The organism is Pseudomonas sp. TH07 (assembly GCF_016651285.1).
Taxonomy (GTDB): Bacteria; Pseudomonadota; Gammaproteobacteria; order Pseudomonadales; family Pseudomonadaceae; genus Aquipseudomonas.
This window is the reverse complement of sequence record NZ_JAEKED010000001.1, coordinates 7,237,512-7,261,235: the sequence shown is the minus strand read 5'-3', so window position 1 is coordinate 7,261,235 and position 23,724 is coordinate 7,237,512. Positions and strand designations below refer to the sequence as shown.

Annotated in this window: 22 protein-coding genes; 17 read left to right on the top strand and 5 right to left on the bottom strand. The window is 62.8% G+C overall.

Annotated features, from left to right (window positions below; all coding sequences use genetic code 11):
- Positions 1-7 precede the first annotated feature (7 nt).
- The 9 genes from JFU57_RS33100 (at position 8) to JFU57_RS33060 (ending at position 10,715) form a co-directional block, all read left to right on the top strand.
- A complete protein-coding gene (locus JFU57_RS33100) occupies positions 8-739 on the top strand; it encodes a response regulator (RefSeq protein WP_078470930.1) in 732 nt (243 codons plus the stop codon).
- A gap of 31 nt (positions 740-770) precedes the next feature.
- On the top strand, positions 771-2,198 hold the full coding sequence (locus JFU57_RS33095) for an ATP-binding protein (RefSeq protein ID WP_421548591.1): 1,428 nt from the start codon (positions 771-773) through the stop codon (positions 2,196-2,198).
- A gap of 375 nt (positions 2,199-2,573) precedes the next feature.
- Positions 2,574-3,833 carry a D-mannose isomerase gene (locus JFU57_RS33090; RefSeq protein WP_201132054.1) on the top strand — a complete coding sequence of 420 codons (1,260 nt, stop codon included), beginning with the start codon at positions 2,574-2,576 and terminating at the stop codon, positions 3,831-3,833.
- A 116-nt stretch (positions 3,834-3,949) separates the two neighbouring features.
- Positions 3,950-5,242: an ABC transporter substrate-binding protein gene (locus tag JFU57_RS33085; RefSeq protein ID WP_201132053.1), complete on the top strand. Its 1,293-nt coding sequence runs from the start codon at positions 3,950-3,952 to the stop codon at positions 5,240-5,242.
- Between the two features lie 113 nt (positions 5,243-5,355).
- Positions 5,356-6,264 (top strand): carbohydrate ABC transporter permease, encoded by a 909-nt coding sequence (locus tag JFU57_RS33080; protein ID WP_020295777.1) that lies wholly within the window; start codon positions 5,356-5,358, stop codon positions 6,262-6,264.
- Positions 6,257-7,102: a carbohydrate ABC transporter permease gene (locus JFU57_RS33075; protein WP_020295776.1), complete on the top strand. Its 846-nt coding sequence runs from the start codon at positions 6,257-6,259 to the stop codon at positions 7,100-7,102. Before JFU57_RS33080 ends, JFU57_RS33075 begins: the two co-directional genes overlap by 8 nt.
- A gap of 3 nt (positions 7,103-7,105) precedes the next feature.
- Entirely contained in the window at positions 7,106-8,266 is a 1,161-nt protein-coding gene (locus JFU57_RS33070) for an ABC transporter ATP-binding protein (protein ID WP_020295775.1), read from the top strand.
- 90 nt (positions 8,267-8,356) lie between these two features.
- The gene (locus JFU57_RS33065; protein WP_078470926.1) at positions 8,357-9,706 is read left to right on the top strand and encodes a carbohydrate porin; all 1,350 of its coding nucleotides are present in this window, start codon (positions 8,357-8,359) and stop codon (positions 9,704-9,706) included.
- 154 nt (positions 9,707-9,860) lie between these two features.
- The gene (locus tag JFU57_RS33060; protein WP_201132052.1) at positions 9,861-10,715 is read left to right on the top strand and encodes a D-hexose-6-phosphate mutarotase; all 855 of its coding nucleotides are present in this window, start codon (positions 9,861-9,863) and stop codon (positions 10,713-10,715) included.
- A 67-nt stretch (positions 10,716-10,782) separates the two neighbouring features.
- Here the strand turns inward: JFU57_RS33060 and JFU57_RS33055 are convergent, their stop codons facing one another.
- The gene (locus tag JFU57_RS33055) at positions 10,783-11,643 is read right to left on the bottom strand and encodes a MurR/RpiR family transcriptional regulator (protein ID WP_177326756.1); all 861 of its coding nucleotides are present in this window, start codon (positions 11,641-11,643) and stop codon (positions 10,783-10,785) included.
- Between the two features lie 207 nt (positions 11,644-11,850).
- Here JFU57_RS33055 and zwf point away from each other — a divergent pair, with 207 nt between their 5' ends.
- Genes zwf through JFU57_RS33040 form a run of 3 tightly spaced genes read left to right on the top strand, consistent with a single transcriptional unit; the run spans position 11,851 to position 14,703 of the window.
- Entirely contained in the window at positions 11,851-13,320 is a 1,470-nt protein-coding gene (gene zwf, locus JFU57_RS33050) for a glucose-6-phosphate dehydrogenase (RefSeq protein ID WP_201132051.1), read from the top strand.
- Entirely contained in the window at positions 13,307-14,020 is a 714-nt protein-coding gene (pgl, locus tag JFU57_RS33045) for a 6-phosphogluconolactonase (protein WP_201132050.1), read from the top strand. Before zwf ends, pgl begins: the two co-directional genes overlap by 14 nt.
- Before the next feature lie 17 nt (positions 14,021-14,037).
- Complete coding sequence (locus JFU57_RS33040) at positions 14,038-14,703, top strand: bifunctional 4-hydroxy-2-oxoglutarate aldolase/2-dehydro-3-deoxy-phosphogluconate aldolase (protein WP_078470922.1); 666 nt, start codon at positions 14,038-14,040, stop codon at positions 14,701-14,703.
- Between the two features lie 198 nt (positions 14,704-14,901).
- On the opposite strand, the gene JFU57_RS33035 is transcribed toward JFU57_RS33040, so the two are convergent.
- A complete protein-coding gene (locus JFU57_RS33035; RefSeq protein ID WP_201132049.1) occupies positions 14,902-16,089 on the bottom strand; it encodes an aminotransferase class V-fold PLP-dependent enzyme in 1,188 nt (395 codons plus the stop codon).
- Between the two features lie 11 nt (positions 16,090-16,100).
- Complete coding sequence (locus tag JFU57_RS33030; RefSeq protein ID WP_020295767.1) at positions 16,101-16,337, bottom strand: DUF3820 family protein; 237 nt, start codon at positions 16,335-16,337, stop codon at positions 16,101-16,103.
- Between the two features lie 209 nt (positions 16,338-16,546).
- On the opposite strand from JFU57_RS33030, the gene JFU57_RS33025 reads away from it, so the two are divergent.
- From JFU57_RS33025 to JFU57_RS33010, 4 genes are all read left to right on the top strand, one after another.
- Positions 16,547-17,014: a ferritin-like domain-containing protein gene (locus JFU57_RS33025; protein WP_020295766.1), complete on the top strand. Its 468-nt coding sequence runs from the start codon at positions 16,547-16,549 to the stop codon at positions 17,012-17,014.
- 156 nt (positions 17,015-17,170) lie between these two features.
- On the top strand, positions 17,171-19,159 hold the full coding sequence (locus tag JFU57_RS33020) for an FUSC family protein (protein WP_201132048.1): 1,989 nt from the start codon (positions 17,171-17,173) through the stop codon (positions 19,157-19,159).
- Complete coding sequence (locus JFU57_RS33015; RefSeq protein ID WP_020295764.1) at positions 19,146-19,352, top strand: DUF1656 domain-containing protein; 207 nt, start codon at positions 19,146-19,148, stop codon at positions 19,350-19,352. Before JFU57_RS33020 ends, JFU57_RS33015 begins: the two co-directional genes overlap by 14 nt.
- A gap of 10 nt (positions 19,353-19,362) precedes the next feature.
- Entirely contained in the window at positions 19,363-20,223 is an 861-nt protein-coding gene (locus tag JFU57_RS33010; RefSeq protein WP_078470919.1) for an efflux RND transporter periplasmic adaptor subunit, read from the top strand.
- Between the two features lie 131 nt (positions 20,224-20,354).
- Here JFU57_RS33010 and JFU57_RS33005 read toward each other — a convergent pair whose 3' ends face one another.
- Complete coding sequence (locus JFU57_RS33005; protein ID WP_020295762.1) at positions 20,355-20,825, bottom strand: MaoC family dehydratase; 471 nt, start codon at positions 20,823-20,825, stop codon at positions 20,355-20,357.
- Positions 20,826-20,873: 48 nt separating this feature from the next.
- Positions 20,874-21,818 carry an alpha/beta hydrolase gene (locus JFU57_RS33000; RefSeq protein WP_201132047.1) on the bottom strand — a complete coding sequence of 315 codons (945 nt, stop codon included), beginning with the start codon at positions 21,816-21,818 and terminating at the stop codon, positions 20,874-20,876.
- Between the two features lie 211 nt (positions 21,819-22,029).
- On the opposite strand from JFU57_RS33000, the gene fadD2 reads away from it, so the two are divergent.
- Positions 22,030-23,718, top strand: coding sequence for a long-chain-fatty-acid--CoA ligase FadD2 (gene fadD2, locus JFU57_RS32995; protein WP_078470917.1), 1,689 nt, complete (start codon positions 22,030-22,032; stop codon positions 23,716-23,718).
- The last annotated feature ends 6 nt before the right edge of the window (positions 23,719-23,724 follow it).

The window sequence follows — 23,724 nt, the reverse complement described above, 5'->3', positions numbered from 1 at the left end:
CGACCAAGTGAGCTCAGTCAGTAAGTCGATTTTGTTGGTTGACGACGATCAGGAAATACGCGAACTGCTGGAGACTTACCTCAGCCGCGCCGGATTCCAGGTGCGCAGCACGGCCGATGGCGCCGGCTTTCGCCAGGCCCTGAACGAGGCCCCGAGCGACCTGGTGATTCTCGATGTGATGCTGCCCGACGAAGACGGCTTCAGCCTGTGCCGCTGGATTCGTCAGCACCCACGGGTGGGCCAGGTGCCGATCATCATGCTCACTGCCAGCTCCGACGAAGCCGACCGGGTCATCGGCCTGGAACTGGGGGCCGACGATTACCTGGGCAAACCCTTCAGCCCCCGCGAACTGCAGGCGCGAATCAAGGCCCTGTTGCGGCGTGCGCAATTCGGCCAGGAGCGCGCCGGCGGCGAGGTGCTGTGCTTCGACGACTGGCGGCTGGATATGGTCAGCCACCGGCTGTTCCATACCGACGGCGAGGAAGTGATCCTGTCCGGCGCCGACTTTGCCCTGCTCAAACTGTTCCTCGACCACCCCCAGGAAATCCTCGATCGCGACACCATCGGCAACGCCACCCGTGGCCGCGACCTGATGCCCCTGGATCGGATCGTCGACATGGCGGTCAGCCGCCTGCGCCAACGCCTGCGTGACACCGAAAAGCCGCCGCGGTTGATCCGTACCGTGCGTGGCAGTGGCTATCAGCTGGCCGCCAACGTGGTGGCCGGCAATGCTCACTGACGGCCTGCGGCGTCTCGCGGCCCGGGTCCCGGTGCCGCGTTCGCTGTTGGGGCGGATGCTGCTCCTGACGCTGTTGGCGGTGCTGTTTGCCCAGGCCCTGTCCAGCGTGATCTGGGTCTCGCAGTTGCGCGCCACCCAGCTTGAGGGCCTGGTCACCAGTGCCCGCAGCCTGGCCCATTCGATGACCGCCAGCGTCAGTTACCTGCGTTCGTTGCCGGTGGCCTATCGCCCCCTGGTGCTCGACCAGTTGCGCAGCATGGGCGGCACGCGGTTTGTGGTGACCCTCAACGACAAGCCTCTGGGCATGGAGGTGCTGCCGCCGACACCGCGCAAGCAGGCGGTGCTCAAGGCGGTGGACGAGGTGCTGCGCCAGTCCCTGGGCAGCGAGGCCGATATCTCGGTGACCTTCGTCAGCCCCGAAGACCTGCGGATCTTCAACGGCGGTCTGAAGCTCGACGAACTGCCGCGCTCCTGGGCCCACTACGCGCTGACCCTGGAGCCGGTCAACCCGCCGGTGCTGGTCACCCAGATCCAGATGGCTCCCGGCGAATGGCTGTACATCGCCTCCTTGCTGCCCGAGCCCTATACCAGCCTTGAAGAGCAGGGCCTGCCGGCTCAGCAGGTGTGGTTTATCGTGCTCACCAGCGGCTTCTTGCTGTTGTTTATCGGCCTGCTGGTGCACTGGCAGAGCCGTCCGCTCAAGCGTCTGGCGCGGGCCGCGCGGGACATGTCCCTGGGGGCGGACGTGGAGCCGGTGGCCGAAGGCGGTGGCAGTGAAGTGGTGGAAGTTGGCCGCGCCTTCAATGCCATGCGCGAGCGCATCAGCCGCTACCTGACCGAACGCAGCCAACTGTTCAGCGCCATTTCCCACGATTTGCGCACGCCTATAACCCGCTTGCGGCTGCGGGTCGAACTGCTGGAAGACGAACAACTGCAAAACAAATTCGGCCGCGACCTCGACGAGTTGGAGTTGCTGGTCAAGGGCGCACTGCAATGTGTGAAAGACACCGACATCCACGAGAACATCGAATCGGTGGACCTCAACCAGGTCCTCGATTGCCTGGTGGAACCCTACCTCGCGCCCAATGGCAACGGCCGGGTCACCCAGCAGGGGCGGGCGCTGGCCGGTTATCCGGGCAAGCCTCTGGCGCTCAAGCGCTGCATGGGCAACCTGATCGACAACGCGCTGAAGTACGGGCAGAACGCCCACCTGCACATCGACGACGATGAAAACGCCTTCATGCTGCACGTGGATGACGAGGGCCCCGGGGTGCCGGAACAGCGCCTGGAGCAAGTGTTCGAGCCGCATTTTCGCCTGGCCGGCCAGCAGCAAGGCTACGGCCTGGGGCTGGGGATCGCGCGCAATATCGCCCATAGCCACGGCGGCGAAGTCAGCCTGCAGAATCTGCGCGAAGGCGGGCTGCGGGTGACGCTGTATCTGCCGCGTTCGTTTGATTGAGCGCCTGTCGAAGGCGGGGCTGGATCGCCCAGACAGGGTGAGCGCTTGAGCGCACCCGCCCTCTGTGGCGAGGGAGCTTGCTCCCGCAGGGCCAGCCGGTGCACCGAAGGTTTTCAACCTTGAGCCGGGTTGGCGGGTTCCGCCAGATTCACCGCAGTCAGCGATTTTGCGCCGGCTGCGCCGTCGATCGGGAGCAAGCTCCCTCGCCACAAAGAGCCTCGTTGTCCAGCAATCTCCGCTGATCCCTTAAGCACCTTCTGCGCAACGCAGTGACTATGTCACCGGTTGGTGACATTTGCCGTGTGCTTCGTTACCTGCGGTGGATCGGGGCTTGATTAGACTCAGGCCTTCGATAAAAACAACAACAGGTCGCCCATGGACTCTCTTTCGCTGTCGTTCAGCAGTTGGCTGAACGCTCCCGCCCATCATGCCTGGCTCGCTGCCGAAGGCCTGCGCCTGCTGGATTTCGCCAAGGCGGCACGGCTCGCCGACGGTTTCGGCAATCTGGACGCCCAAGGCCGCCTGCCGGCCGACGCCCGGGCCGAAACCATGAACACCGCGCGCATGACCCACAGCTTTGCCATGGCCCATATCCAGGGTTTGCCCGGTTACGCGGCGCTGGTCGACCACGGCGTCGCCGCCCTGGCCGGGCCATTGCGCGATGCCGAGCACGGTGGCTGGTTCGCGGTGCCGGCAGCAGGGGATGGCAACACCGGCAAGGCAGCCTACCTGCATGCTTTTGTCGCCCTGGCCGCGAGTTCCGCAGTGGTCGCCGGCCGCCCCGGTGCCCAGGCCCTGCTGGAGCAGGCGATCGAGGTCATCGACAGCCATTTCTGGAGCGAGGAGGAGGGCGTCCTGCGCGAGTCGTTCAATCGCGACTGGAGCGAAGAGGAAAGCTACCGTGGCGCCAACAGCAATATGCACGCCACCGAAGCCTTCCTCGCCCTGGCCGATGTCACCCAGGACCCGTGCTGGCTGAACCGCGCCCTGCGGATTGTCGAGCGGGTAATCCACCAGCACGCGGCGGGCAACGGCTTTATGGTGATCGAGCATTTCGACCGCCAGTGGCAGGCCTTGCCCGACTACAACTCGGCACATCCGGCAGACGGCTTTCGTCCCTACGGCACCACCCCCGGGCACGGTTTCGAGTGGGCGCGCTTGCTGTTGCACCTGGAGGCGTCGCGGGTGCGCGCCGGCATGTTGACCCCGGGCTGGCTGGTGCTGGACGCGCAAAGGCTGTTCGAGAGCAACTGCCGCCACGGCTGGGCGGTCGACGGGGCGCCCGGCATCGTCTACACCCTGGACTGGAACCATCGGCCCGTGGTGCGCCAGCGCCTGCACTGGACCCACGCCGAGGCCAGCGCCGCCGCCAGTGCCTTGCTCCAGCGCACCGGCGAGGCTCGCTACGAAACCTGGTACCGCTGTTTCTGGGAGTTTTGCGAAACCCATTTCATCGATCGCGTGCAGGGCAGTTGGCACCACGAGCTCGGGCTGGACAACAGCCCCAGCGCCGAGATCTGGGCCGGCAAACCCGACCTCTATCACGCCTGGCAGGCGGTGCTGATTCCGCGCCTGGCGTTGGCCCCAAGCCTCGCGTCTGCCCTGGCGCAGGTGTCTGGTCCGCAGGTTATGTAACCATGCAGTGACATTCGCGCGTCCCTTCGTTACCTGCGAGGTTCGATGCGCTGTTTAAAATCCCGTGCAGCGCAAGCACCAGACTTGCATGCATAACAACAAGAAAGGTACTTCAGATGAATGCGATTTCTCGCCTCGCCACTGTCATTTCTCTCGCCTCGTTGTTTCCCTTGAACGCACTTGCCGCCGATTCCAAAGGTTCAGTGGAAGTCGTGCACTGGTGGACGTCGGGTGGTGAAAAAGCCGCGGTCGATGTTCTCAAGGCCCAAGTCGAGAAAGACGGCTTTACCTGGAAGGACGGTGCGGTTGCCGGTGGCGGCGGTTCGACTGCCATGACCGTATTGAAAAGCCGCGCCGTCGCCGGTAATCCGCCGGGTGTGGCACAGATCAAGGGTCCGGATATCCAGGAGTGGGGCAGCACTGGCCTGCTCAGCACCGCCACCTTGAAAGACGTCGCCAAGTCGGAAAACTGGGACGGCCTGCTGTCGAAAAAAGTCTCCGACACCGTCAAGTTCGAAGGCGACTACGTCGCAGTACCGGTGAACATCCATCGGGTCAACTGGCTGTGGATCAACCCGGAAGTATTCAAGAAAGCCGGGATCGAAAAGGCCCCGACCACCCTTGCTGAATTCTATGCCGCAGGTGACAAACTCAAGGCCGCCGGCTTTATCGCCCTGGCCCACGGCGGCCAGCCGTGGCAGGACAGCACCGTGTTCGAAGACGTGGTGCTGTCGGTGATGGGCGCCGAGGGCTATCAGAAGGCCCTGGTCGACCTGGACCAGAAAACCCTGTCCGGCCCGGAGATGACCAAGGCCTTCACCGAGCTGAAAAAACTCACCGGCTACATGGACCCCAACCGCGCCGGGCGTGACTGGAACATCGCTGCCGCCGACGTGATCAATGGCAAGGCCGGCATGCAGATGATGGGCGACTGGGCCAAGAGCGAGTGGACTGCGGCGAAGAAAATCGCCGGCAAGGACTACCAGTGCGTGCCGTTCCCGGGCACTGAAAAAGCCTTCACCTACAACATCGACTCCCTGGCGGTGTTCAAGCTCAAGGCTGATCGCAAGGGCGACATCGCCGCTCAGCAGGACCTGGCCAAGGTTGCACTGGGCAAGGACTTCCAGAAGGTCTTCAGCATCAACAAGGGCTCGATCCCGGTGCGCACCGACATGCTCAACGACATGAGCGGCCTGGGCTTCGACTCCTGCGCCCAAGCGGCGGCCAAGGACTTCCTGGCTGACGACAAGACCGGCGGCCTGCAACCGAGCATGGCGCACAACATGGCCACTTCCCTGGCCGTTCAGGGCGCGATCTTCGACGTGGTCACCAACTTCATGAACGACAAGGATGCGGACCCGGCCAAGGCCAGTGCGCAGCTGGCATCGGCCGTCAAGGCCGCCCAGTAATCCCCGATGCCACGGGTACGCCCGTGGCCGTTACTTGAAGGGTCTATCCCTGTGGGCGCTTGCTTCCACAGGGCACCACCTTCTGATCCCTACTTCACACCTGGATTATCCCGATGAGCTCTGTGGCGGTTTTCAGCAAAGCCTCACCGTTCGATGCGCTGCAACGCTGGCTGCCCAAGTTGGTGCTGGCGCCGAGCATGCTGATCGTGTTGGTTGGTTTTTACGGTTACATCATCTGGACGTTCATTCTGTCCTTCACCAATTCCAGCTTCATGCCGACCTACAAATGGGTCGGCTTGCAGCAATACACTCGCCTGCTGGACAACGACCGCTGGTGGGTCGCGAGCAAAAACCTGGCGCTGTTCGGCGGCATGTTCATCGGCATCAGCCTGGTGCTCGGGGTGTTCCTGGCGGTGCTGCTGGACCAGCGGATCCGCAAGGAAGGTTTTATCCGCACCGTGTACCTGTACCCGATGGCGCTGTCGATGATCGTCACCGGTACCGCCTGGAAGTGGCTGCTGAACCCGGGCCTGGGCCTGGACAAGATGCTGCGTGACTGGGGCTGGGAAGGTTTTCGCCTGGACTGGCTGGTGGATCAGGACCGGGTGGTGTACTGCCTGGTGATCGCCGCCGTGTGGCAGGCCTCGGGTTTTGTCATGGCCATGTTTCTGGCCGGCCTGCGCGGTGTCGACCAGTCGATCATCCGTGCTGCCCAGGTCGACGGCGCGAGCCTGCCGACCATCTACCTGAAGATCGTGCTGCCGAGCCTGCGCCCGGTGTTTTTCAGCGCCTTCATGATCCTCGCCCATATCGCGATCAAGAGCTTCGACCTGGTGGCGGCGATGACGGCGGGCGGACCGGGCTACTCCTCGGACTTGCCGGCGATGTTCATGTACTCCTTCACCTTCAGCCGTGGCCAGATGGGCATCGGTTCGGCCAGCGCCATGCTGATGCTGGGCGCGGTGCTGACCATTCTGGTGCCGTACCTGTATTCCGAACTGCGGGGCAAACGCCATGACTAACGCGCTCGGGAAACCGACCCTGAACTTCAGCCGCATCGCCATCTACGCCACCTTGCTGCTGGCGGCCGCGGTGTACCTGATCCCGCTGGTGGTGATGCTGCTGACCAGCTTCAAGACCCCGGAAGACATCCGCACCGGCAACCTCCTGAGCTGGCCCGCCGTGATCGACGGCATTGGCTGGATCAAGGCCTGGGACAGCGTCGGCGGCTACTTCTGGAACTCGGTGAAAATCACCGTGCCGGCGGTATTGATCTCGACCTTTATCGGCGCAATGAACGGCTATGTGCTGTCGATGTGGCGCTTCCGTGGTTCGCAGCTGTTCTTCGGCCTGCTGCTGTTCGGCTGCTTCCTGCCGTTCCAGACCGTGCTGTTGCCGGCCTCGTTCACCCTCGGCAAGTTCGGCCTGGCCAACACCACCACCGGACTGGTGCTGGTGCACGTGGTCTACGGCCTGGCGTTCACCACGCTGTTCTTCCGCAATTACTACGTGAGCATTCCCGATGCGCTGGTCAAGGCGGCACGCCTGGATGGCGCCGGGTTCTTCACCATCTTCGGCAAGATCCTGCTGCCGATGTCGATCCCGATCGTCATGGTTTGCCTGATCTGGCAGTTCACCCAGATCTGGAACGACTTCCTGTTTGGGGTGGTGTTTGCCAGTGGGGATGCGCAGCCGATCACCGTGGCCTTGAACAACCTGGTCAACACCAGCACCGGGGCCAAGGAATACAACGTTGATATGGCGGCGGCGATGATCGCCGGGCTGCCGACCCTGTTGGTTTACATATTCGCTGGCAAGTATTTCCTGCGTGGGCTGACGTCCGGCGCGGTCAAGGGGTAACAGATGGCAACTCTCGAATTACGCAACGTCAACAAGACCTACGGCGCGGGCTTGCCGGACACCCTGAAAAACATCGAACTGAAGATCGATGACGGCGAGTTCCTGATCCTGGTCGGGCCTTCGGGCTGCGGTAAATCGACCTTGATGAACTGCATCGCAGGCCTGGAGAACATCAGCGGCGGTGCGATCCTGGTGGATGACGCCGACATCAGCGGCATGAGCCCCAAGGATCGGGACATCGCCATGGTGTTCCAGTCCTATGCGCTGTACCCGACCATGAGCGTGCGCGACAACATCGCCTTCGGTTTGAAGATCCGCAAGATGCCCCGTGCCGAGATCGACGAAGAAGTGGCCCGTGTCGCCAAGCTGCTGCAGATCGAACACCTGCTCAGCCGCAAGCCCGGCCAGCTGTCGGGCGGCCAGCAGCAGCGCGTGGCCATGGGCCGGGCGCTGGCGCGGCGGCCGAAGATCTACCTGTTCGACGAACCGCTATCCAACCTCGACGCCAAGCTGCGGGTCGAGATGCGTACCGAAATGAAGCTGATGCACCAGCGCCTGAAGACCACCACGGTCTACGTCACCCACGACCAGATCGAAGCCATGACCCTGGGCGACAAAGTGGCGGTGATGAAGGACGGGATCATCCAGCAGTTCGGCACCCCGAAGCAGATCTACAACGACCCGGCCAACCTGTTTGTGGCGAGCTTTATCGGTTCGCCGCCGATGAACTTCATCCCCCTGCGCCTGCAACGCAAGGACGGCCGCCTGCTGGCCCTGCTCGACAGTGGCCAGGCGCGCTGCGAGCTGCCCCTGGGCATGCAGGATGCCGGGCTTGAAGACCGTGAAGTGATTCTTGGCATGCGCCCGGAGCAGATCGTCCTGGCCGGTGCCGAGGCCAACGGCCTGCCGAGCATCCGCGCCGAGGTCCAGGTCACCGAGCCTACCGGCCCCGACACCCTGGTGTTTGTCAGCCTCAATGGGACCAAGGTCTGCTGCCGCCTGGCGCCGGACGTGGCGCCGCAGGTGGGCGAGACCCTGACCCTGCAGTTCGATCCGAGCAAGGTGTTGCTGTTCGATGCCAAGAGCGGCGAGCGCCTGGGCGTGGCCGGTGTGCCGGCGGCGCAGGCCCCGGCGGGCAACGTGGCGCAGTTCAAGGGCCGCTGAATCCGTGACGGATGGCCTGTCATTCGTCGCAATCGCTGTAAACCGCGTTAGATAAAAACAGTTAATAACAATAAAGACGAGGATGTAGGGATGAAAAAGAAACACACCAATACCCGGCTGCTCTGCCAGATGTCAGCGGTGGCGGCACTGGTCCTGTCCGGCAATGCGATGGCGGATGAGGCGTTCGGCGCCGATTCCAAGTGGATGACGGGCGACTGGGGTGGCGAGCGGACCAAGCTCATCGAGCAGGGTATCGACATCAAGGCGGACTACGTCGGTGAAGTCGGCGGTAACCTGCACGGTGGCTACAACAACGACAAGACTGCGCGTTACAGCGATCAGTTCGGCCTGGGCGTGGCCCTGGACCTGCAAAAGCTGTTGGGCTGGGATAACACCCAAGCCAAGGTCCAGCTCACCAACCGTAACGGCCAGAACATTTCCAATGACCGTATCGGCGATCCGCGTGCCGGCACCCTGAGTTCCTCCCAGGAAGTCTACGGTCGCGGCCATATGGTCCGGTTGACCCAGTTGTGGGTCCAGCATCAGTTCCTGGATGGCAAGCTCGACGTCAAGGCCGGCTACTTCGGCGAAGGCGAAGACTTCAACACCTTCCCCTGCGAGTTCCAGAACCTGGCGTTCTGCGGCTCCCAGGTGGGCAACTGGGCCACCGGCATCTGGTACAACTGGCCGGTCAGCCAGGCGGCGCTGCGGATCAAGTACAACATCACGCCCGAGTTGTACGCGCAGATCGGCGCCTACAACCAGAACCCGTCGCAGCTGGAACACGGCAACGGCTTCAAGCTCAGCGGCAGCGGGACCAAGGGCACCGTGCTGCCGGTCGAAGTGGTCTGGTCGCCGAAGCTCAACAGCCTGCCGGGCGAGTACCGGGTCGGATACTACAAGAGCACGGCCGATGCCAATGACGTGCGCGAAGACAGCAATGGCCAGGATGCAGCGAACAGCGGCGACGGCTATCGCGTGCACAACAGCAAGCATGGCTACTGGTTCGTTGGGCAGCAGCAACTCACCACCCACAATGGCGATGCTTCGCGCGGCCTGAATATCGCGGCCAACGCCACCTTCCACGACAAGGACACCAACGTCGTCGACAACTACCAGTCGCTGATGTTCGTGTACAAGGGGCCGTTCGACGCGCGTCCCAAGGATGACGTCGGCATCGGTTTCGCCCGGATCCATGTCAACGACGACGTGAAGAAAAACGCCGAGCTGGTCAACGCCGACAACGGTATCAGTGACTACAACGATGCGCTGTATGCGCCGCTGCGCAACACTGAATACAACTATGAAATCAACTACGGCTTCCATGTCACCAACTGGCTGACCGTGCGTCCCAACCTGCAATACATCACTCACCCGGGTGGTGTGGATGAAGTGGATAACGCGTTGGTGGCGGGTCTGAAAATTCAGTCGGTGTTCTGACGCGCTTGCGATAAGCTCCTTCTCTTTGTGCGCATTTCGCGGATGGCCAAGGCTGTCCGCTTTTTTTTGTGGGAACTGTAGCTCGCGACAGTTACAGCGTTTTGCGCAGCCCTCATGAGTATCGAGACAGCAATGATTTTCAGGACCGTGGCACATGCATGAGCATCCGCTGCAACGCTTTTTCAAATCCCTGCGCGAGCGTCCGACCTTTGCCTGGGAGCGCTACCAGCTGCGTGATGTGCTGGTAATCGACCACCCCCTGTGCCAGGCGGTGTTCAGTCGCCAGGGCGCTCAGTTGCTGCATTTTCAGCCGACCGGGCAAAAGCCCTGGCTGTGGTGCGCCGCCAAGTGGCCGCAGGTGGGGGCGATTCGGGGCGGGGTGCCGGTGTGCTGGCCCTGGTACGGCCGACATCCGAGCGAGAACGCCTGGCCGTCCCATGGCTGGGCGCGCTTGATCGACTGGAAGCTGCTGGACAGTAGCAGTGACGACGATGGCGTGCGTCTGCATTGGCAATTGCAGCTGTGCGATTGGCAAGTGGACCTGCACGCGCACCTCGGGGAAACCCTGGAACTGCGCCTGAGCACCGAGCATCAAGACAGTGAACCCTGCCAATTGAGCCAGGCGTTGCACGCCTATTGGCGTATTGGTGATGTTGGTGAGGTAGCGCTGTCTGGGCTGGATGGCGTGGAAGGTTATGACCAGTTGAATCGCCAGGCTTGCCAACAGAAGGGCGAGTTGCGGGTGCAGGGTGGATGCCAGCGGGTATTCCAGCACGAGGGCGAATTGCAGCTCAAGGACAGCGCCTGGCAGCGCGAACTGTGCATCGACACCGGCGACAGCGCCGACACCGTGGTCTGGCACCCGGGCACGCGGCCGTTGCTGGGGGTGAGCTGGAATGAAGTGTCAGGGTTCGTCTGCGTCGAAGCCGCCAGCGGCGGCACCGGCAGCGTCTGCCTGGCCCCCGGCGAACGCGCCCACCTGAGCCTGCAAGCCCGAGCCGTCGCCTGACCTTCGGCGGCCTGGGCGCCTTGGCTTATCAGATGTATTGGCGTTGCGATGAGGGCCAACGTAGCCCTCAATTGAACTCGTCACCCACCGGATAGCGGCTGGCGTTGAGGCTTTCCTTGATTTTGCGCAGGTGCGGCTGGAAGTCGACGCCGCGGCGCAAGGTCATGCCGGTGGCGAGGACGTCGAGCACGGTCAGCTGGATGATGCGCGAGGTCATCGGCATGTAAATGTCGGTGTCTTCCGGCAGCGGAATATTCAGGCTCAGGGTGCTGGCCTTGGCCAGAGGCGAGCCGGCGGCGGTCAGGCCCAGGACCGAGGCACCGTTTTCCCGGGCGATGCGTGCCACTTCCACCAGTTCGCGGGTACGCCCGGTATAGGAAATAATCACGAACAGCTCGCCGGTATGGGCCACCGAGGCAATCATGCGCTGCATCAGCACGTCGGCGTGGGCGGTGACCGCGAGGTTGAAGCGGAAGAACTTGTGCTGCGCATCCAGCGCCACCGGGGCCGAGGCGCCGAGGCCGAAGAAGTGGATCTGCCGCGCCTGGATCAACAGGTCGACGGCGCGGCTGATCAGGTTCGGGTCCAGGGCCTGGCAGGCGCTGTCGAGGGACGCAATGGCGCTGCCAAAGATCTTTTGCGTATAGGCTTCGGGGTTATCATCGGCTTCGACCGCGCGGCTGACATAGGCCGCTCCGCTGGCCAGGCTCTGGGCCAGTTGCAGTTTGAGTTCCGGGTAACCGCTGACGCCGAACGAGCGGCAGAAACGATTGACCGTGGGCTCGCTGACCGAGGCGGCCTGGGCCAGGGCGGCAATGCTGAAGCGCGTCGCCTGCTGTGGGTTGAGCAGGATCACTTCAGCGACTTTACGTTCGGCCTTGTTCAATTCTTCAAGGCGGTTCTGGATGTGTTCCAGAAGATTGCGCATGCGGTCCATTAAGGTTTCCTAGGTCGGCAATGCAAGGAAGCCGGGCTTAACCGGGCTTCGGCGGTGGCCTATCCTACTGATGGCCTGTGCCGACCACCACTCGGATTCTGTATTTTGCGAAAATGTTGTGATTATTACTACATTTTCCCTTGAGTGATGCCTTGAAAAAAGGTATTTGTAGCTTAACTTGATAAAAGAACAAACATCATGCCTTCGATAACGGTTGAACCGTGCACCTTTGCCTTGTTTGGCGCGCTGGGTGATCTGGCGCTTCGCAAATTGTTTCCTGCCCTTTACCAGCTCGATGGCGCCGGTTTGCTGCATGACGACACGCGCATCCTGGCCCTGGCCCGCGAGCCGGGCAGCGAGCAGCAGCACCTGGCGTTCATTGAAGCCGAGCTGCGCCGCTACCTGGGCGACAAGGACATCGATGCCTTGGTGCTGGAGCGCTTTCTGGCGCGTCTGAGCTACCTGCATGTGGACTTCCTCAAGGCCGACGATTACCTGGCCCTGGCCGAGCGGGCCGGTCGCGAACAGCGCCTGATCGCCTACTTCGCCACTCCGGCCGCGGTCTACGGCGCGATCTGCGAGAACCTGTCCCAGGCCGGCCTGGCGGAAAACACCCGCGTGGTCCTGGAAAAACCCATCGGCTCTGACCTGGAATCCTCGCGCAAGGTCAACGATGCGGTGGCGCAGTTCTTCCCGGAGACGCGCATCTATCGGATCGACCACTACCTGGGCAAAGAGACGGTGCAGAACCTGATCGCCCTGCGTTTCGCCAACAGCCTGTTCGAAACCCAGTGGAACCAGAACTACATCTCCCACGTGGAAATCACCGTGGCCGAAAAGGTCGGCATCGAAGGCCGCTGGGGTTACTTCGACAAGGCCGGCCAACTGCGGGACATGATCCAGAATCACCTGCTGCAGCTGCTGTGCCTGATCGCCATGGACCCGCCGGCCGACCTCTCGGCCGACAGCATCCGCGACGAGAAGGTCAAGGTGCTCAAGGCCCTGGCGCCAATCAGCCCGGAAGGCCTGACCACCCAGGTGGTGCGCGGCCAGTACATCGCCGGCTACAGCGCTGGCAAGCCGGTGCCCGGCTATCTGGAAGAAGAGAATTCCAACACCCAGAGCGACACCGAAACCTTCGTCGCCCTGCGGGCCGATATCCGCAATTGGCGTTGGGCCGGGGTGCCGTTCTACCTGCGCACCGGCAAGCGCATGCCGGACAAGCTGTCGCAGATCGTGATCCATTTCAAAGAGCCGTCGCATTACATCTTCGCTCCCGAGCAGCGCCTGCAGATCAGTAACAAGCTGATTATCCGCCTGCAACCGGACGAAGGCATCTCCTTGCGCGTGATGACCAAGGAGCAGGGCCTGGACAAAGGCATGCAACTGCGCAGCGGCCCGTTGCAGCTGAATTTTTCCGACACCTATCGCAGCGCGCGGATTCCCGATGCCTACGAGCGGTTGTTGCTGGAAGTGATGCGCGGCAATCAGAACCTGTTTGTCCGTAAAGATGAAATCGAAGCCGCGTGGAAGTGGTGCGACCAGCTGATTGCCGGCTGGAAGAAGTCCGGCGATGCGCCCAAGCCGTATGCGGCGGGTTCATGGGGGCCGATGAGCTCCATTGCACTGATCACGCGGGATGGGAGGTCGTGGTATGGCGATATCTGAATTCAAACTGCCCGAGGGCGTGCGCGCCCACGAGTTTCAAAGCCCGACGCTGCTGGCCGAAGGCCTGGCGCTGAATGTGGCCGAACAGTTGCGCACAGCGATTGCCGCACGCGGTGTGGCGACCCTGGTGGTGTCCGGTGGCCGCAGCCCGGTGGCGTTTTTCCAGCACCTGGCCAAGCAGGCGCTGGATTGGTCGAAGGTGGTGGTGACCCTGGCGGACGAGCGCTGGGTACCGGTTGAGCACGCCGACAGCAATGCCGGGCTGCTCAAGCGCTACCTGTTGCAGGGCGCCGCGGCCGAGGCCAGGTTCGTCAGCCTGTACAGCCCCGCGCCGAGCCTGGAGCTGGCGGCCGAACAAGCCGAGCGCGTGCTGGCCGACTTGCCGGCCATCGACGTGCTGATTCTCGGCATGGGCGATGACGGGCACACCGCGTCACTGTTTCCCAACAGCCCGAACCTGACCGAAGCGCTGCAAGCCGACGGCAGCCGTCGCTGCTGGCCGATGCTGGCGCCGACCGTACCTCACCAACGCCTGACCATGAGTCGCGCGTTGCTGGCATCGGCGCGGTCCATCGTGTTGTCGATTTCCGGTCAATCCAAATTGACCACCCTGAGTGCGGCACTGGCCGGCGACCTGCTCGCCGAAATGCCGATTCGCGCCTTCCTGCAACCTCCGTTAGAGATTTACTGGTGCCCATGAGCCAAGGATCAGCCGCTATGAAAAACCCACGTCCAACCGTTTCCATGGCGGACAAAGTTGCCCTGATCGACAGTCTTTGCGCCCAGGCGCGAATTCTGCCGGTGATCACCATCGCTCGCGAACAGGACGTCCTGCCTTTGGCCGACGCCCTGGCCGCTGGTGGCTTGACCGCACTGGAAGTGACCCTGCGTTCCCAGTTCGGCCTCAAGGCGATCCAGATCCTGCGTGAGCAGCGTCCGGAGCTGGTGACCGGTGCCGGCACCGTGCTCGATCGCAGCATGCTGGCGGCGGCCGAAGCCGCGGGTTCGCAGTTCATCGTCACCCCGGGCATTACCCGCGACCTGCTGGAAGCCAGTGTCGACAGCGATATCCCGCTGCTGCCGGGCATCAGCAATGCCTCGGGCATCATGGAGGGCTACGGCCTGGGCTATCGCCGCTTCAAGCTGTTTCCGGCGGAAGTCAGCGGCGGCGTGGCGGCGATCAAGGCCTTGGGCGGCCCGTTCGGTGAAGTGAAGTTCTGCCCGACCGGTGGCGTCAGCCCGGCCAATATCAAGAGCTACATGGCGTTGAAAAACGTGATGTGCGTCGGCGGTAGCTGGATGCTTGATCCCGAGTGGATCAAGAACGGCGACTGGGCGCGGATTCAGGAGTGCACGGCCGAGGCCCTGGCCCTGCTGGACTGATTGGTTTTAAAGATTCGTTGGTGTTCTACGGCTTTACGGTGCGCTTGGTCGGTGCACCGTTTTTTTTTGCCCGGAGAAAAGTGCGAGGGGTCGGGTGCGGTTTCTGGGACGGGGGCGGCGAGTTCGGATGCTGTGCCTCCCGAACACCACTCGCACTACCCTGGGGTCTCCGGCGTCCGGACCGGCCAGCGCCAGCAGCTAGGGTTGCGCCAACTCGCCCAGGGCTTTGCTCAGCAACTGGATATGCGCCAGCGGCGTGGTAAAGCCCGGGGTGATGCGGATGCAGGAGCCAAAGGCGGCGCCCTGGCGCAGGGTGGTGAACAGGTTGTAATCGCGGAGCAGGCGATCGACCAGCGGTTGCTGGTCCTGGGTGTGCTTGAAGCGCAGGGAGGTGATGGCGCAGTAAAGCCGCGGATCGTCCGGCGTCAGGATCTCGATGCCCGGCAGCGCTCGGGCCTCGCGTACCCACAGGTCGCGCAGGTAATTCAGGCGCGCACCCTTGAGCGCTGCACCGCCCATGGCCCGATGTTCATCGAATGCCGCGGGCAGGGTCATCAGCGCCGGGATGTTCGGCGTGCTGTACGGCGTGCGCGAACGCACATCGCTGGGCGGATAGTGAAACTCGTCCATGTCCGGATCGATGGCATCCAGGCGCGAGGGGTCGATATAAAGGAAGCCCAGGCTCAGCGGCGCGCCGATCCATTTGTGCAGGTTGAAACCGGCAAAGGCGATGCCCAGTTCAGCAAGGTTGAAGTCGATCTGCCCCAGGGCGTGGGCACCGTCGAGGATCACGTCGATTCCATGCTCCCGGGCCAGCGCCGCAATCGCCTGGACCGGCATCACCAGTCCCGTGCGATGGGTGACGTGGGTCAGTGTCATCAACTTCAGCCGTGGGTGGCGCTCGAAGGCCTGGCGGTAGCTGTCCAGCAGGCCGTCGAAGCTGGCTGGCAGCGAGTGCTCGATTTCGATCACTTCTGCGCTCCGCTGACGGGCCAGCCAGCGCATGGCGCTTTTGACCGTGTCGTACTCCAGGTCGCACAGCAGCAGTTGATCCCCGGGTTGCAGCTGGTTGTAGTTGCGGATCAACGATTGCAGGGCGTCGGTGGCGCAACGGGTGAAGGCCACGGCGTGTTCGTCCACCTCCAGCAATTGCGTCAGTTGGCGGCGGATCTGCTGGGCCTGGGTGCGCTCGAACTGCTGGCGCACATACACCGAATTGCTGCGATTGACGAAGGCGATATTGGCTTGGTAATCGTCGAGCACGCGCCGGGTCATGCGCCCGAAATAGCCATTTTCCAGATTGATCGGTCCGGGTTCGACCTCATAGCGGTCGGCGATCGCCTGCCAATGGCGTTCATCGCGAAAGAGTTCGGCAATCTGCGGCATAGGGCGCTCTGTCAGTGGCGGGGCTTGGGTTTGCCGTGTTTGGCGCGTAGCGGGTCCAGCAGATCGGAGAGGCCGTTGTGATCGATTTCCTGCATCAGGGCCAGCAGGCCACCGAGTTCACCGTGGGGGAAACCCTCGCGGGCGAACCAGTTCAGGTACTGGCCGGGCAGGTCTGCCAAGATGCGGCCCTTGTATTTGCCGTAGGGCATTTCACGGGTGATCAGCAGCTCGAGTTTTTCAGGATTCATGGCGATGGGATCTGTGGGTGATTCAAACACCCTGGAAAATACAGGCATTCTGCATGCAGGCCAAATGACAGATCATGCAAATAACGCGGATACAGATTTTTGCTAAAAAGTTAACTCATTGAAAAATAACAAATAAATTCAAGATCCAAGTCTGGCACGGCGGGTGCAATACCTATTGCAACTCTCCCCCAACCTGGAAGGAATTGAAAATGACTGACTTGAACAAAGAATCCATTTCGGTGCTCAACGACCTGATCGAGACCAGCAAGGACGGTCAAGAAGGGTTCAAGACCTGCGCCGAAGACATCAAGCATCCCGAGCTCAAAGCGTTGTTCGCCAAACGCTCCACCGATTGCGCCACCGCTGCCGCTGAACTGCAAAGTGCAGTGCGCGCCCTGGGCGGCGATCCGGAAACTTCGACCAGTGTCAGTGGCGACCTGCATCGCCGTTGGGTCGACCTCAAGGCTCTGGTGACCGGCAAGGACGAAGAAGCTGTGCTCAATGAAGCCGAGCGCGGTGAAGACCATGCCCTCAAGGCTTATAAAGAAGCCCTGGAAAAAATCAACAAGCACAACCTGGTGGGTATTCGTGACCTGGTTGAACGCCAGTACCACGGCGTACAACGCAACCACGACCAGGTAAAAGCTCTGCGCAACCAGGCTCGCGCTCGCTCGTAAGCGTCGAAACCTGTCAAAAACGCCAGCCAGTCTGGCGTTTTTTTATGCCTGTAATTTAATGCTGGACCCTTATTAGTTAGCTAGCTAATAATTGCTTCCGGCCGACTTCTGGCTTATCCCGTCTATGGTTAATCGATCCATCCCGAGGTTCCTTGCGTGCGTACCACTTTGCAGGCGTTGCTTGCTCCCGACCTCCCCGCGTTGCAGTTCGCGATCAAAACCGTGCTCGGTGGCGGCATGGCGCTGTGGCTGGCGTTGCGTTGGGGGCTGGAGCAGCCGGCCTGGGCCCTGATGACCTCTATCATCGTGGCCCAGCCGATGTCCGGCATGGTCCTGCAGAAAGGTCTCGCCCGGCTGCTGGGAACCCTGGTGGGGACGATCATGTCGGTGCTGTTCATGGGGCTGTTCGCCCAGACGCCCTGGCTCTTTCTGCTGGCCCTGGCCCTGTGGCTGGGGTTGTGTACCGCCAGTTCGACCTTGCTGCGCAGCGCCTGGTCCTACTCCTTTGTGCTGGCCGGCTACACCGTGGCGATCATCGCCTTGCCGGCCCTCAGCCACCCGTTGGGGGTATTCGACCAGGCCGTGGCGCGGTGCACGGAAATATCCCTGGGGATTATCTGCGCCACTGCCAGCAGTGCGCTGCTGTGGCCGATGCGCGTCGAACGGCAACTGGCCGATCAGGCCCGTGCCGCCTGGCACAGCGGGTTGCACGCGGCCCGCGCGACCCTGGCCGGGGATGCCCTGGCGCGCAAGGGGCTGCTGGAGATTCTCGGGCGTATCGTCGCCGTGGATTCGCAGCGTGAGCACGCCTGGTTCGAAGGTCGCCTGGGGCGCCAGCGGGCCCGCGCCATCAGCGGCCTGAGCCAGAAATTGCTGATGCTGCTGCGCATTTCGCGGTCGGTGCGCCGCCAGTGGCAGCAACTCGACGCGCCCGAGGCCGGTCAACTGCAACCCTGGATGGATAAGGTCCAGGCAGCCTTGACCGCGGCGGACGCAGCTACGCTGCAGGCGCTGCGTCCGCAACTGTTGGATGCCTCCCACGATCCGCAGGTCAGTTCGGCGCAAAGTTACTGCCTGGCCCGGTTCGCGCTGTTGCTGGACACCGCCCTGGCCGCCGGTGTCGCCCTGCAAGCGGTGGAGCAGGGGCGGGCGCCCGTGGAGCAACCAGCCTCGCTGACGCCGCACCGCGACCTGTCCCTGGCCCTGGTGTTCGGTGCGCGCAGTGCCCTGGCGTTCCTGACCGTGGCCACGTTCTGGCTGGCCACTGCCTGGCCGGCCGCCTCCGGTGCGATGTTGCTGACGTGCGTAGTTTGCAGCCTGTTCGCCAGCCGCGAAAACGGCGCACAGATCGGCATGAGCTTCATGCGCGGGATCTTCCTGGCGATCCCCGTGGCCTTTGTGGTCGGGGAAATTCTCCTGCCGCAATGGAGCGGTTTCCCCATGCTGTGCATGGCCATGGGCGTGCCTTTGTTCCTGGGGGCGCTGGGCATGGCCAAGCCACAGATCGGCGCCACGGCGACCTCCTTCTGCCTGCATTTTGTGGTGCTGATTTCCCCCTTGAACCGCATGCAGTTCGATGTCGCGACCTTCTTCAACAGTGCCCAGGCCATGGTGATCGGCGTCGGCGCGGCAGTGCTGGCGTTCCACCTGCTGATTTTGCGCAACCCGGTATGGCATGGCCGGCGCCTGCTGGCGGCGACCCTGCATGATCTGGTGCGCTTGACCCGGCGCAACCTGCGGGGCGCGGAAAGCTGGTTCGGCGGCCGCATGGCCGACCGCCTGCTGCAACTGGCGCGGCATTACCCGGAGTTGCCGCAACAGGCCCGCAGCCGCTGGGACGATGGTTTGCTGGCGCTGGATATCGGTGACGAGTTGCTGCACCTGCGCCTCAGCCTGGCGGTGGCCCAGGTGCCCCTGGGTGCGCAGCAGCGCGCCTACCTCGAACACCTGGAAAAGGTCTTGCAGCAAGGGCCGGCCGGCAGTCGCAGCGAGGCCCTGGTCGAACCCAGTACGGCCTTGTTGCAGGCCCTGCAACAACAACCGCCCAGCGATGCCTTGAAGCTGGCCCAGGGCGCGGTGGTGCAATTGCAAAACAGCTGGCGCACTTGGTGCCGGCAGCAGGAGGAACACCATGGGGCTGCGTGAGTGGTCGCTGGGCGGGATTCTGCTCAGTCCGTTTCTGATTTATGTCGTGTTGGCACTGCTGCTGACCGGGGCATTGCGCATGCTGTTGCGCATCACGCCGCTGGGACGCTGGATCTGGCACGAAGCACTGTTCGACTGTGCCCTGTACGTCTGTGTATTGACCCTGATCACCGTCGTCCTCGGACCCTTATAAGGAGTTGCCCATGCGTACTTCCGTACGTGTCGCCTTTACCCTGACCCTGGTGGCTGTGGCGTTGTTCGCCGGCTTTCACCTGTGGCAGTACTACATGCTGACCCCCTGGACCCGGGATGCGCGGATTCGCGCCGACGTGGTGGTGATCGCCCCCGATGTCTCGGGCTGGGTGCGCGAGCTCAAGGTCCAAGACAACCAGCAGGTCAAGGCCGGCGAGCTGTTGCTGAGCATCGACCGCGAGCGTTTTGAAGCGGCGCTGGAGAAGGCCCAGGCGGTGGTTCAGACCCGTCAGCAGCAACTGAGCCTGCGTGAACACGAAGCCAGCCGTCGCGCCAGCCTCGGTCCGCAGGCGATCAGCGCCGAGCTGCGGGAAAACGCGCAGATCAACGCCGGCATCGCCCGGGGCGAGTTGCGCCAGGCCCAGGCTGAAGCCAAGGTCGCCGAGCTCAACCTGGCCCGCAGCCAGGTGCATGCGCCGCGCGACGGGCACATCACCAACCTGCGGCTGGCGGAGGGCAACTATGTCAATGCCGGGCAGCCGGTGATGGCCTTGATCGACGACTCGACCTTCTACGTGCAAGCGTATTTCGAGGAGACCAAACTGCCGCGGATCAAGGTCGGGGACCCGGTCAAAGTCTGGCTGATGAGTGCCGGGGATGCCCTGGAAGGCCATGTGCAGAGCATCAGCCGCGGCATCACCGACAGTAACACCACGCCCGATGGGCAATTGCTGGCCGAGGTGCAGCCGACCTTCAACTGGGTGCGCCTGGCACAGCGGATCCCGGTCCGGATCCAGCTCGACAAGGTTCCCGAAGGCCTCAATCTGAGCGCGGGCATGACCGCCAGCGTGCAGGTGCAGGAAGGCCGATAGGACGGCGGGGCAGGGAGCTTGCTTCAGCTGTTATCGCGCAGTTGCGCACGGCCCCGAAGGGGCGCGCTGCAACCGGCCTCGGAACCGGCTGGCGCGGCATGAGCCAAGCGCAGCCGATGGTGAGCGGGTTCTCAGCCGATGCTGATGGCCGGCAGGGTGGGCAGGGTCACGGTTTGCTGTTTGCGCGGGGCGAGGATTTCGGCTTCGCCATCGACCACCAGCTCATCGCGCTGGTTGAACACACGGGTGGCGATGCGCACGCGGAATTTCGGCAGTTTTTCGAGGATTTCCAGGCGCACGGTCAGGGTGTCGCCAATCTTCACCGGCTTCTGGAAGCTCATCTGCTGGCCGATATAGATGGTGCCCGGCCCAGGCAGCTCGCAGGCCACGGCGGCGCTGATCAGGGCGCCACTGAACATGCCGTGGGCGATACGCTCCTTGAACATGGTGGCGGCAGCGAATTCGGCGTCCAGGTGCACCGGGTTGTGGTCGCCGGACATGGCGGCGAACAGCTGGATATCACGCTCTTCCACGGTTTTGCTGTAGCTGGCGGTCTGGCCGACTTCGAGGGCTTCGTAAGGGGTGTTGGTCACCTGGGTCATCTGTATCAAGTCCTGTGGAAAAAAGTGGGTTAGCGTGTGGCTTCAAGGTCATTCGGTCTTGGCCGGCCTGCGGTTTTGCAGGGCCTGGTCGAGCCAGGCCAGCAGATCGGCGGTCACTTCGTCACGATTGGTTTCATTGAACAGTTCGTGACGAGCCTCGGGGTAAAGGGTCAGTTGCAGGCACTGGTTGCCGGCGGCGCGCAATGCGTCGGCCAGATCCGTCAGACGCGTGCCATTGCTCACCGGATCACATTCGCCGCCCATCACCAGCAACGGCAGGCCCGGATCGATCTGGGCGAGATTGGACGCTTTACTGATTTGCTGCAACCCGCCCAGGAGGTCGATCCAGAGCTGGTTGCTGCAGCGATAGCCGCACAGCGGGTCTGCGACGTATTTATCGACCTCGGCGGGGTCGCGGCTGAGCCAGTCGAACGCGGTGCGATTGGGCTTGAAGGCTTTATTGAACGAGCCGAACGACAGCCAGTCGATCAGCGCGCTGCGACCTTGGCCGCCCTGGCGCCAGCGTTCGAAGCGGGCAATCAGGCGAGCGACGCGGTACAGCGCCACCGGTTGGAAATTCGAGCCGCTGAGAATCGCCCCGTGCAGGCTGGCGCTGTGGTGCAGCAGATAGGCCTGGGCGATGTAGCTGCCCATGCTGTGGCCAAGCAGGATGATGGGCAGCTCGGGGTGCAACTGGCCGATATGCTGCTGGAGGCTGGCCAGGTCGCCGACCACTTTGTTCCAGCCGTCCTGATCCGCGTAATGGCCCAGCACGCCTTGCTCGGCGGTCTTGCCATGGCCCCGCAGATCGGGGGCGTACACGCCATAACCCTCGGCGCACAGGGCGGTTGCCAGTCGCTCGTAGCGCGCGCTGTGTTCGGCCATGCCGTGGGCCAGCAGGATCAAGGCCTTGAGCGGCCTTTCGGGCAGCCACAGGTTGACGAAGAGGCGGCTGTGGTCGCTTGCGGTCAGCCAGAAGGTATCGTGGGTCATGGCGGTTCCTTTGCACGAAGACGCTGCATTGTATAGCTCATCGGCGCGCTGCCGGCTGATCAGTGGCCGCCTTGGAGGCAAGATTCACGGGATCTATGACGCCTTTGCGCATATTTGCCTGAATCGCCATTGCTGCTAACGTCCGATGAGCTCCGCCTTTGATAGCGTCAGAGATGCGGCCCGGTCAGCTCGAGTAAAGAGGACAAGAATAATGCAAGCTGATTTCTGGAATGATAAACGCCCCACCGGCGTTCCCCTGGATATCGATCTGGGTGCCTACAAGTCGGTGATCGAGGTGTTCGAACGTTCCTGCAAAAAGTTCGCCGACCGCCCGGCCTTCAGCAACATGGGGATCACCCTGACTTACGCCGAGCTGGAGCGCTATAGCGCAGCCTTCGCCGGCTACCTGCAAGCCAATACCGACCTGGCTCCCGGCGATCGGATCGCGGTGCAGATGCCCAACGTCCTGCATTACCCGATCGCGGTGTTCGGTGCCTTGCGCGCCGGGCTGATCGTGGTCAACACCAATCCGCTGTACACCACGCGCGAGATGCGCCACCAGTTCAAGGATTCCGGCGCCCGGGCCCTGGTGTACCTGAACATGTTCGGGCAGAAGGTCCAGGAAGTGCTGGCCGATACCGAGATCCAGTACTTGATCGAAGCCCGGATGGGCGACCTGATGCCCAGCGCCAAGGGCTGGTTGATCAATACCGTGGTCGACAAGGTGAAAAAGATGGTCCCGGCCTATCACCTGCCCCAGGCCATTTCCTTCAAGAGTGCGCTGCGCCTGGGACGTGGCCAGCCGATTCGGCCGCTGCACGTCAGCCTCGACGATATTGCGGTGCTGCAGTACACCGGCGGCACCACCGGCCTGGCCAAGGGCGCGATGCTCAGCCACGGCAACCTGGTGGCCAACATGCAGCAGGCCCGCGCCTGCCTCGGCCAGCTCGGGCCCGATGGCCACCCCCTGCTGCGCGAGGGCCAGGAAGTGATGATCGCGCCGCTGCCGCTGTACCACATCTATGCCTTCACCGCGAACTGCATGTGCATGATGGTGACCGGCAACCACAACGTACTGATCACCAACCCGCGGGACATCGGCGGCTTTATCAAGGAGCTGAAGAACTGGCGGTTTTCCGCGCTGCTGGGGCTCAACACCCTGTTTGTCGCGCTGATGGAGCACCCGGACTTCAAGACCCTGGATTTCTCCAGCCTCAAGCTCACCAATTCCGGTGGCACTGCCCTGGTCAAGGCCACGGCCGAGCGCTGGCAGACCCTGACCGGCTGCCGTATCACCGAAGGCTACGGGCTGACTGAAACCTCGCCGGTGGCCTGCACCAACCCCTACGGCGACAAGTCGCGCCTGGGCACCGTGGGGATGCCCGTGCCGGGCACCACCTTGAAGGTGATCAACGATGAAGGCGTCGAACAGCCCCTGGGCGAGCGCGGCGAGCTATGCATCAAGGGCCCGCAGGTCATGAAGGGTTATTGGCAAAAGCCTGAAGCCACCGCCGAAGTGCTGGACGCCGAGGGCTGGTTCAAGTCCGGCGACATCGGGGTGATCGACCCGGACGGTTTCGTGCGCATTGTCGATCGCAAGAAGGACATGATCATCGTCTCCGGCTTCAACGTGTACCCCAATGAAATTGAAGACGTGGTCATGGCCCACCCGAAAGTCGCCAATTGCGCGGTGATCGGGGTGCCCGACGAGCGCTCGGGGGAAGCGGTGAAACTGTTCGTGGTGGCGCGCGAGGAGGGGGTCAGCCTTGAAGAGCTCAAGGCTTACTGCAAGGAAAACTTCACCGGCTACAAGGTGCCCAAGCACATCGTGCTGCGCGATTCGCTGCCGATGACCCCGGTGGGCAAGATCCTGCGGCGCGAGTTGCGCGATATCGCCTGATACATC

Bases quoted from the DNA above. Each gene is read 5' to 3' on its own strand.
- JFU57_RS33055 (WP_177326756.1), bottom strand. From the start codon at position 11,643: ATGCGCAATCTTCTGGAACACATCCAGAACCGCCTTGAAGAATTGAAC.
- JFU57_RS33080 (WP_020295777.1), top strand. From the start codon at position 5,356: ATGAGCTCTGTGGCGGTTTTCAGCAAAGCCTCACCGTTCGATGCGCTG.
- JFU57_RS33005 (WP_020295762.1), bottom strand. From the start codon at position 20,825: ATGACCCAGGTGACCAACACCCCTTACGAAGCCCTCGAAGTCGGCCAG.
- JFU57_RS33075 (WP_020295776.1), top strand. From the start codon at position 6,257: ATGACTAACGCGCTCGGGAAACCGACCCTGAACTTCAGCCGCATCGCC.
- JFU57_RS33015 (WP_020295764.1), top strand. From the start codon at position 19,146: ATGGGGCTGCGTGAGTGGTCGCTGGGCGGGATTCTGCTCAGTCCGTTT.
- JFU57_RS33060 (WP_201132052.1), top strand. From the start codon at position 9,861: ATGCATGAGCATCCGCTGCAACGCTTTTTCAAATCCCTGCGCGAGCGT.
- JFU57_RS33035 (WP_201132049.1), bottom strand. From the start codon at position 16,089: ATGCCGCAGATTGCCGAACTCTTTCGCGATGAACGCCATTGGCAGGCG.
- JFU57_RS33025 (WP_020295766.1), top strand. From the start codon at position 16,547: ATGACTGACTTGAACAAAGAATCCATTTCGGTGCTCAACGACCTGATC.
- fadD2 (WP_078470917.1), top strand. From the start codon at position 22,030: ATGCAAGCTGATTTCTGGAATGATAAACGCCCCACCGGCGTTCCCCTG.
- pgl (WP_201132050.1), top strand. From the start codon at position 13,307: ATGGCGATATCTGAATTCAAACTGCCCGAGGGCGTGCGCGCCCACGAG.
- JFU57_RS33090 (WP_201132054.1), top strand. From the start codon at position 2,574: ATGGACTCTCTTTCGCTGTCGTTCAGCAGTTGGCTGAACGCTCCCGCC.
- JFU57_RS33040 (WP_078470922.1), top strand. From the start codon at position 14,038: ATGAAAAACCCACGTCCAACCGTTTCCATGGCGGACAAAGTTGCCCTG.
- JFU57_RS33065 (WP_078470926.1), top strand. From the start codon at position 8,357: ATGAAAAAGAAACACACCAATACCCGGCTGCTCTGCCAGATGTCAGCG.
- JFU57_RS33000 (WP_201132047.1), bottom strand. From the start codon at position 21,818: ATGACCCACGATACCTTCTGGCTGACCGCAAGCGACCACAGCCGCCTC.
- JFU57_RS33085 (WP_201132053.1), top strand. From the start codon at position 3,950: ATGAATGCGATTTCTCGCCTCGCCACTGTCATTTCTCTCGCCTCGTTG.
- JFU57_RS33010 (WP_078470919.1), top strand. From the start codon at position 19,363: ATGCGTACTTCCGTACGTGTCGCCTTTACCCTGACCCTGGTGGCTGTG.
- zwf (WP_201132051.1), top strand. From the start codon at position 11,851: ATGCCTTCGATAACGGTTGAACCGTGCACCTTTGCCTTGTTTGGCGCG.
- JFU57_RS33070 (WP_020295775.1), top strand. From the start codon at position 7,106: ATGGCAACTCTCGAATTACGCAACGTCAACAAGACCTACGGCGCGGGC.
- JFU57_RS33030 (WP_020295767.1), bottom strand. From the start codon at position 16,337: ATGAATCCTGAAAAACTCGAGCTGCTGATCACCCGTGAAATGCCCTAC.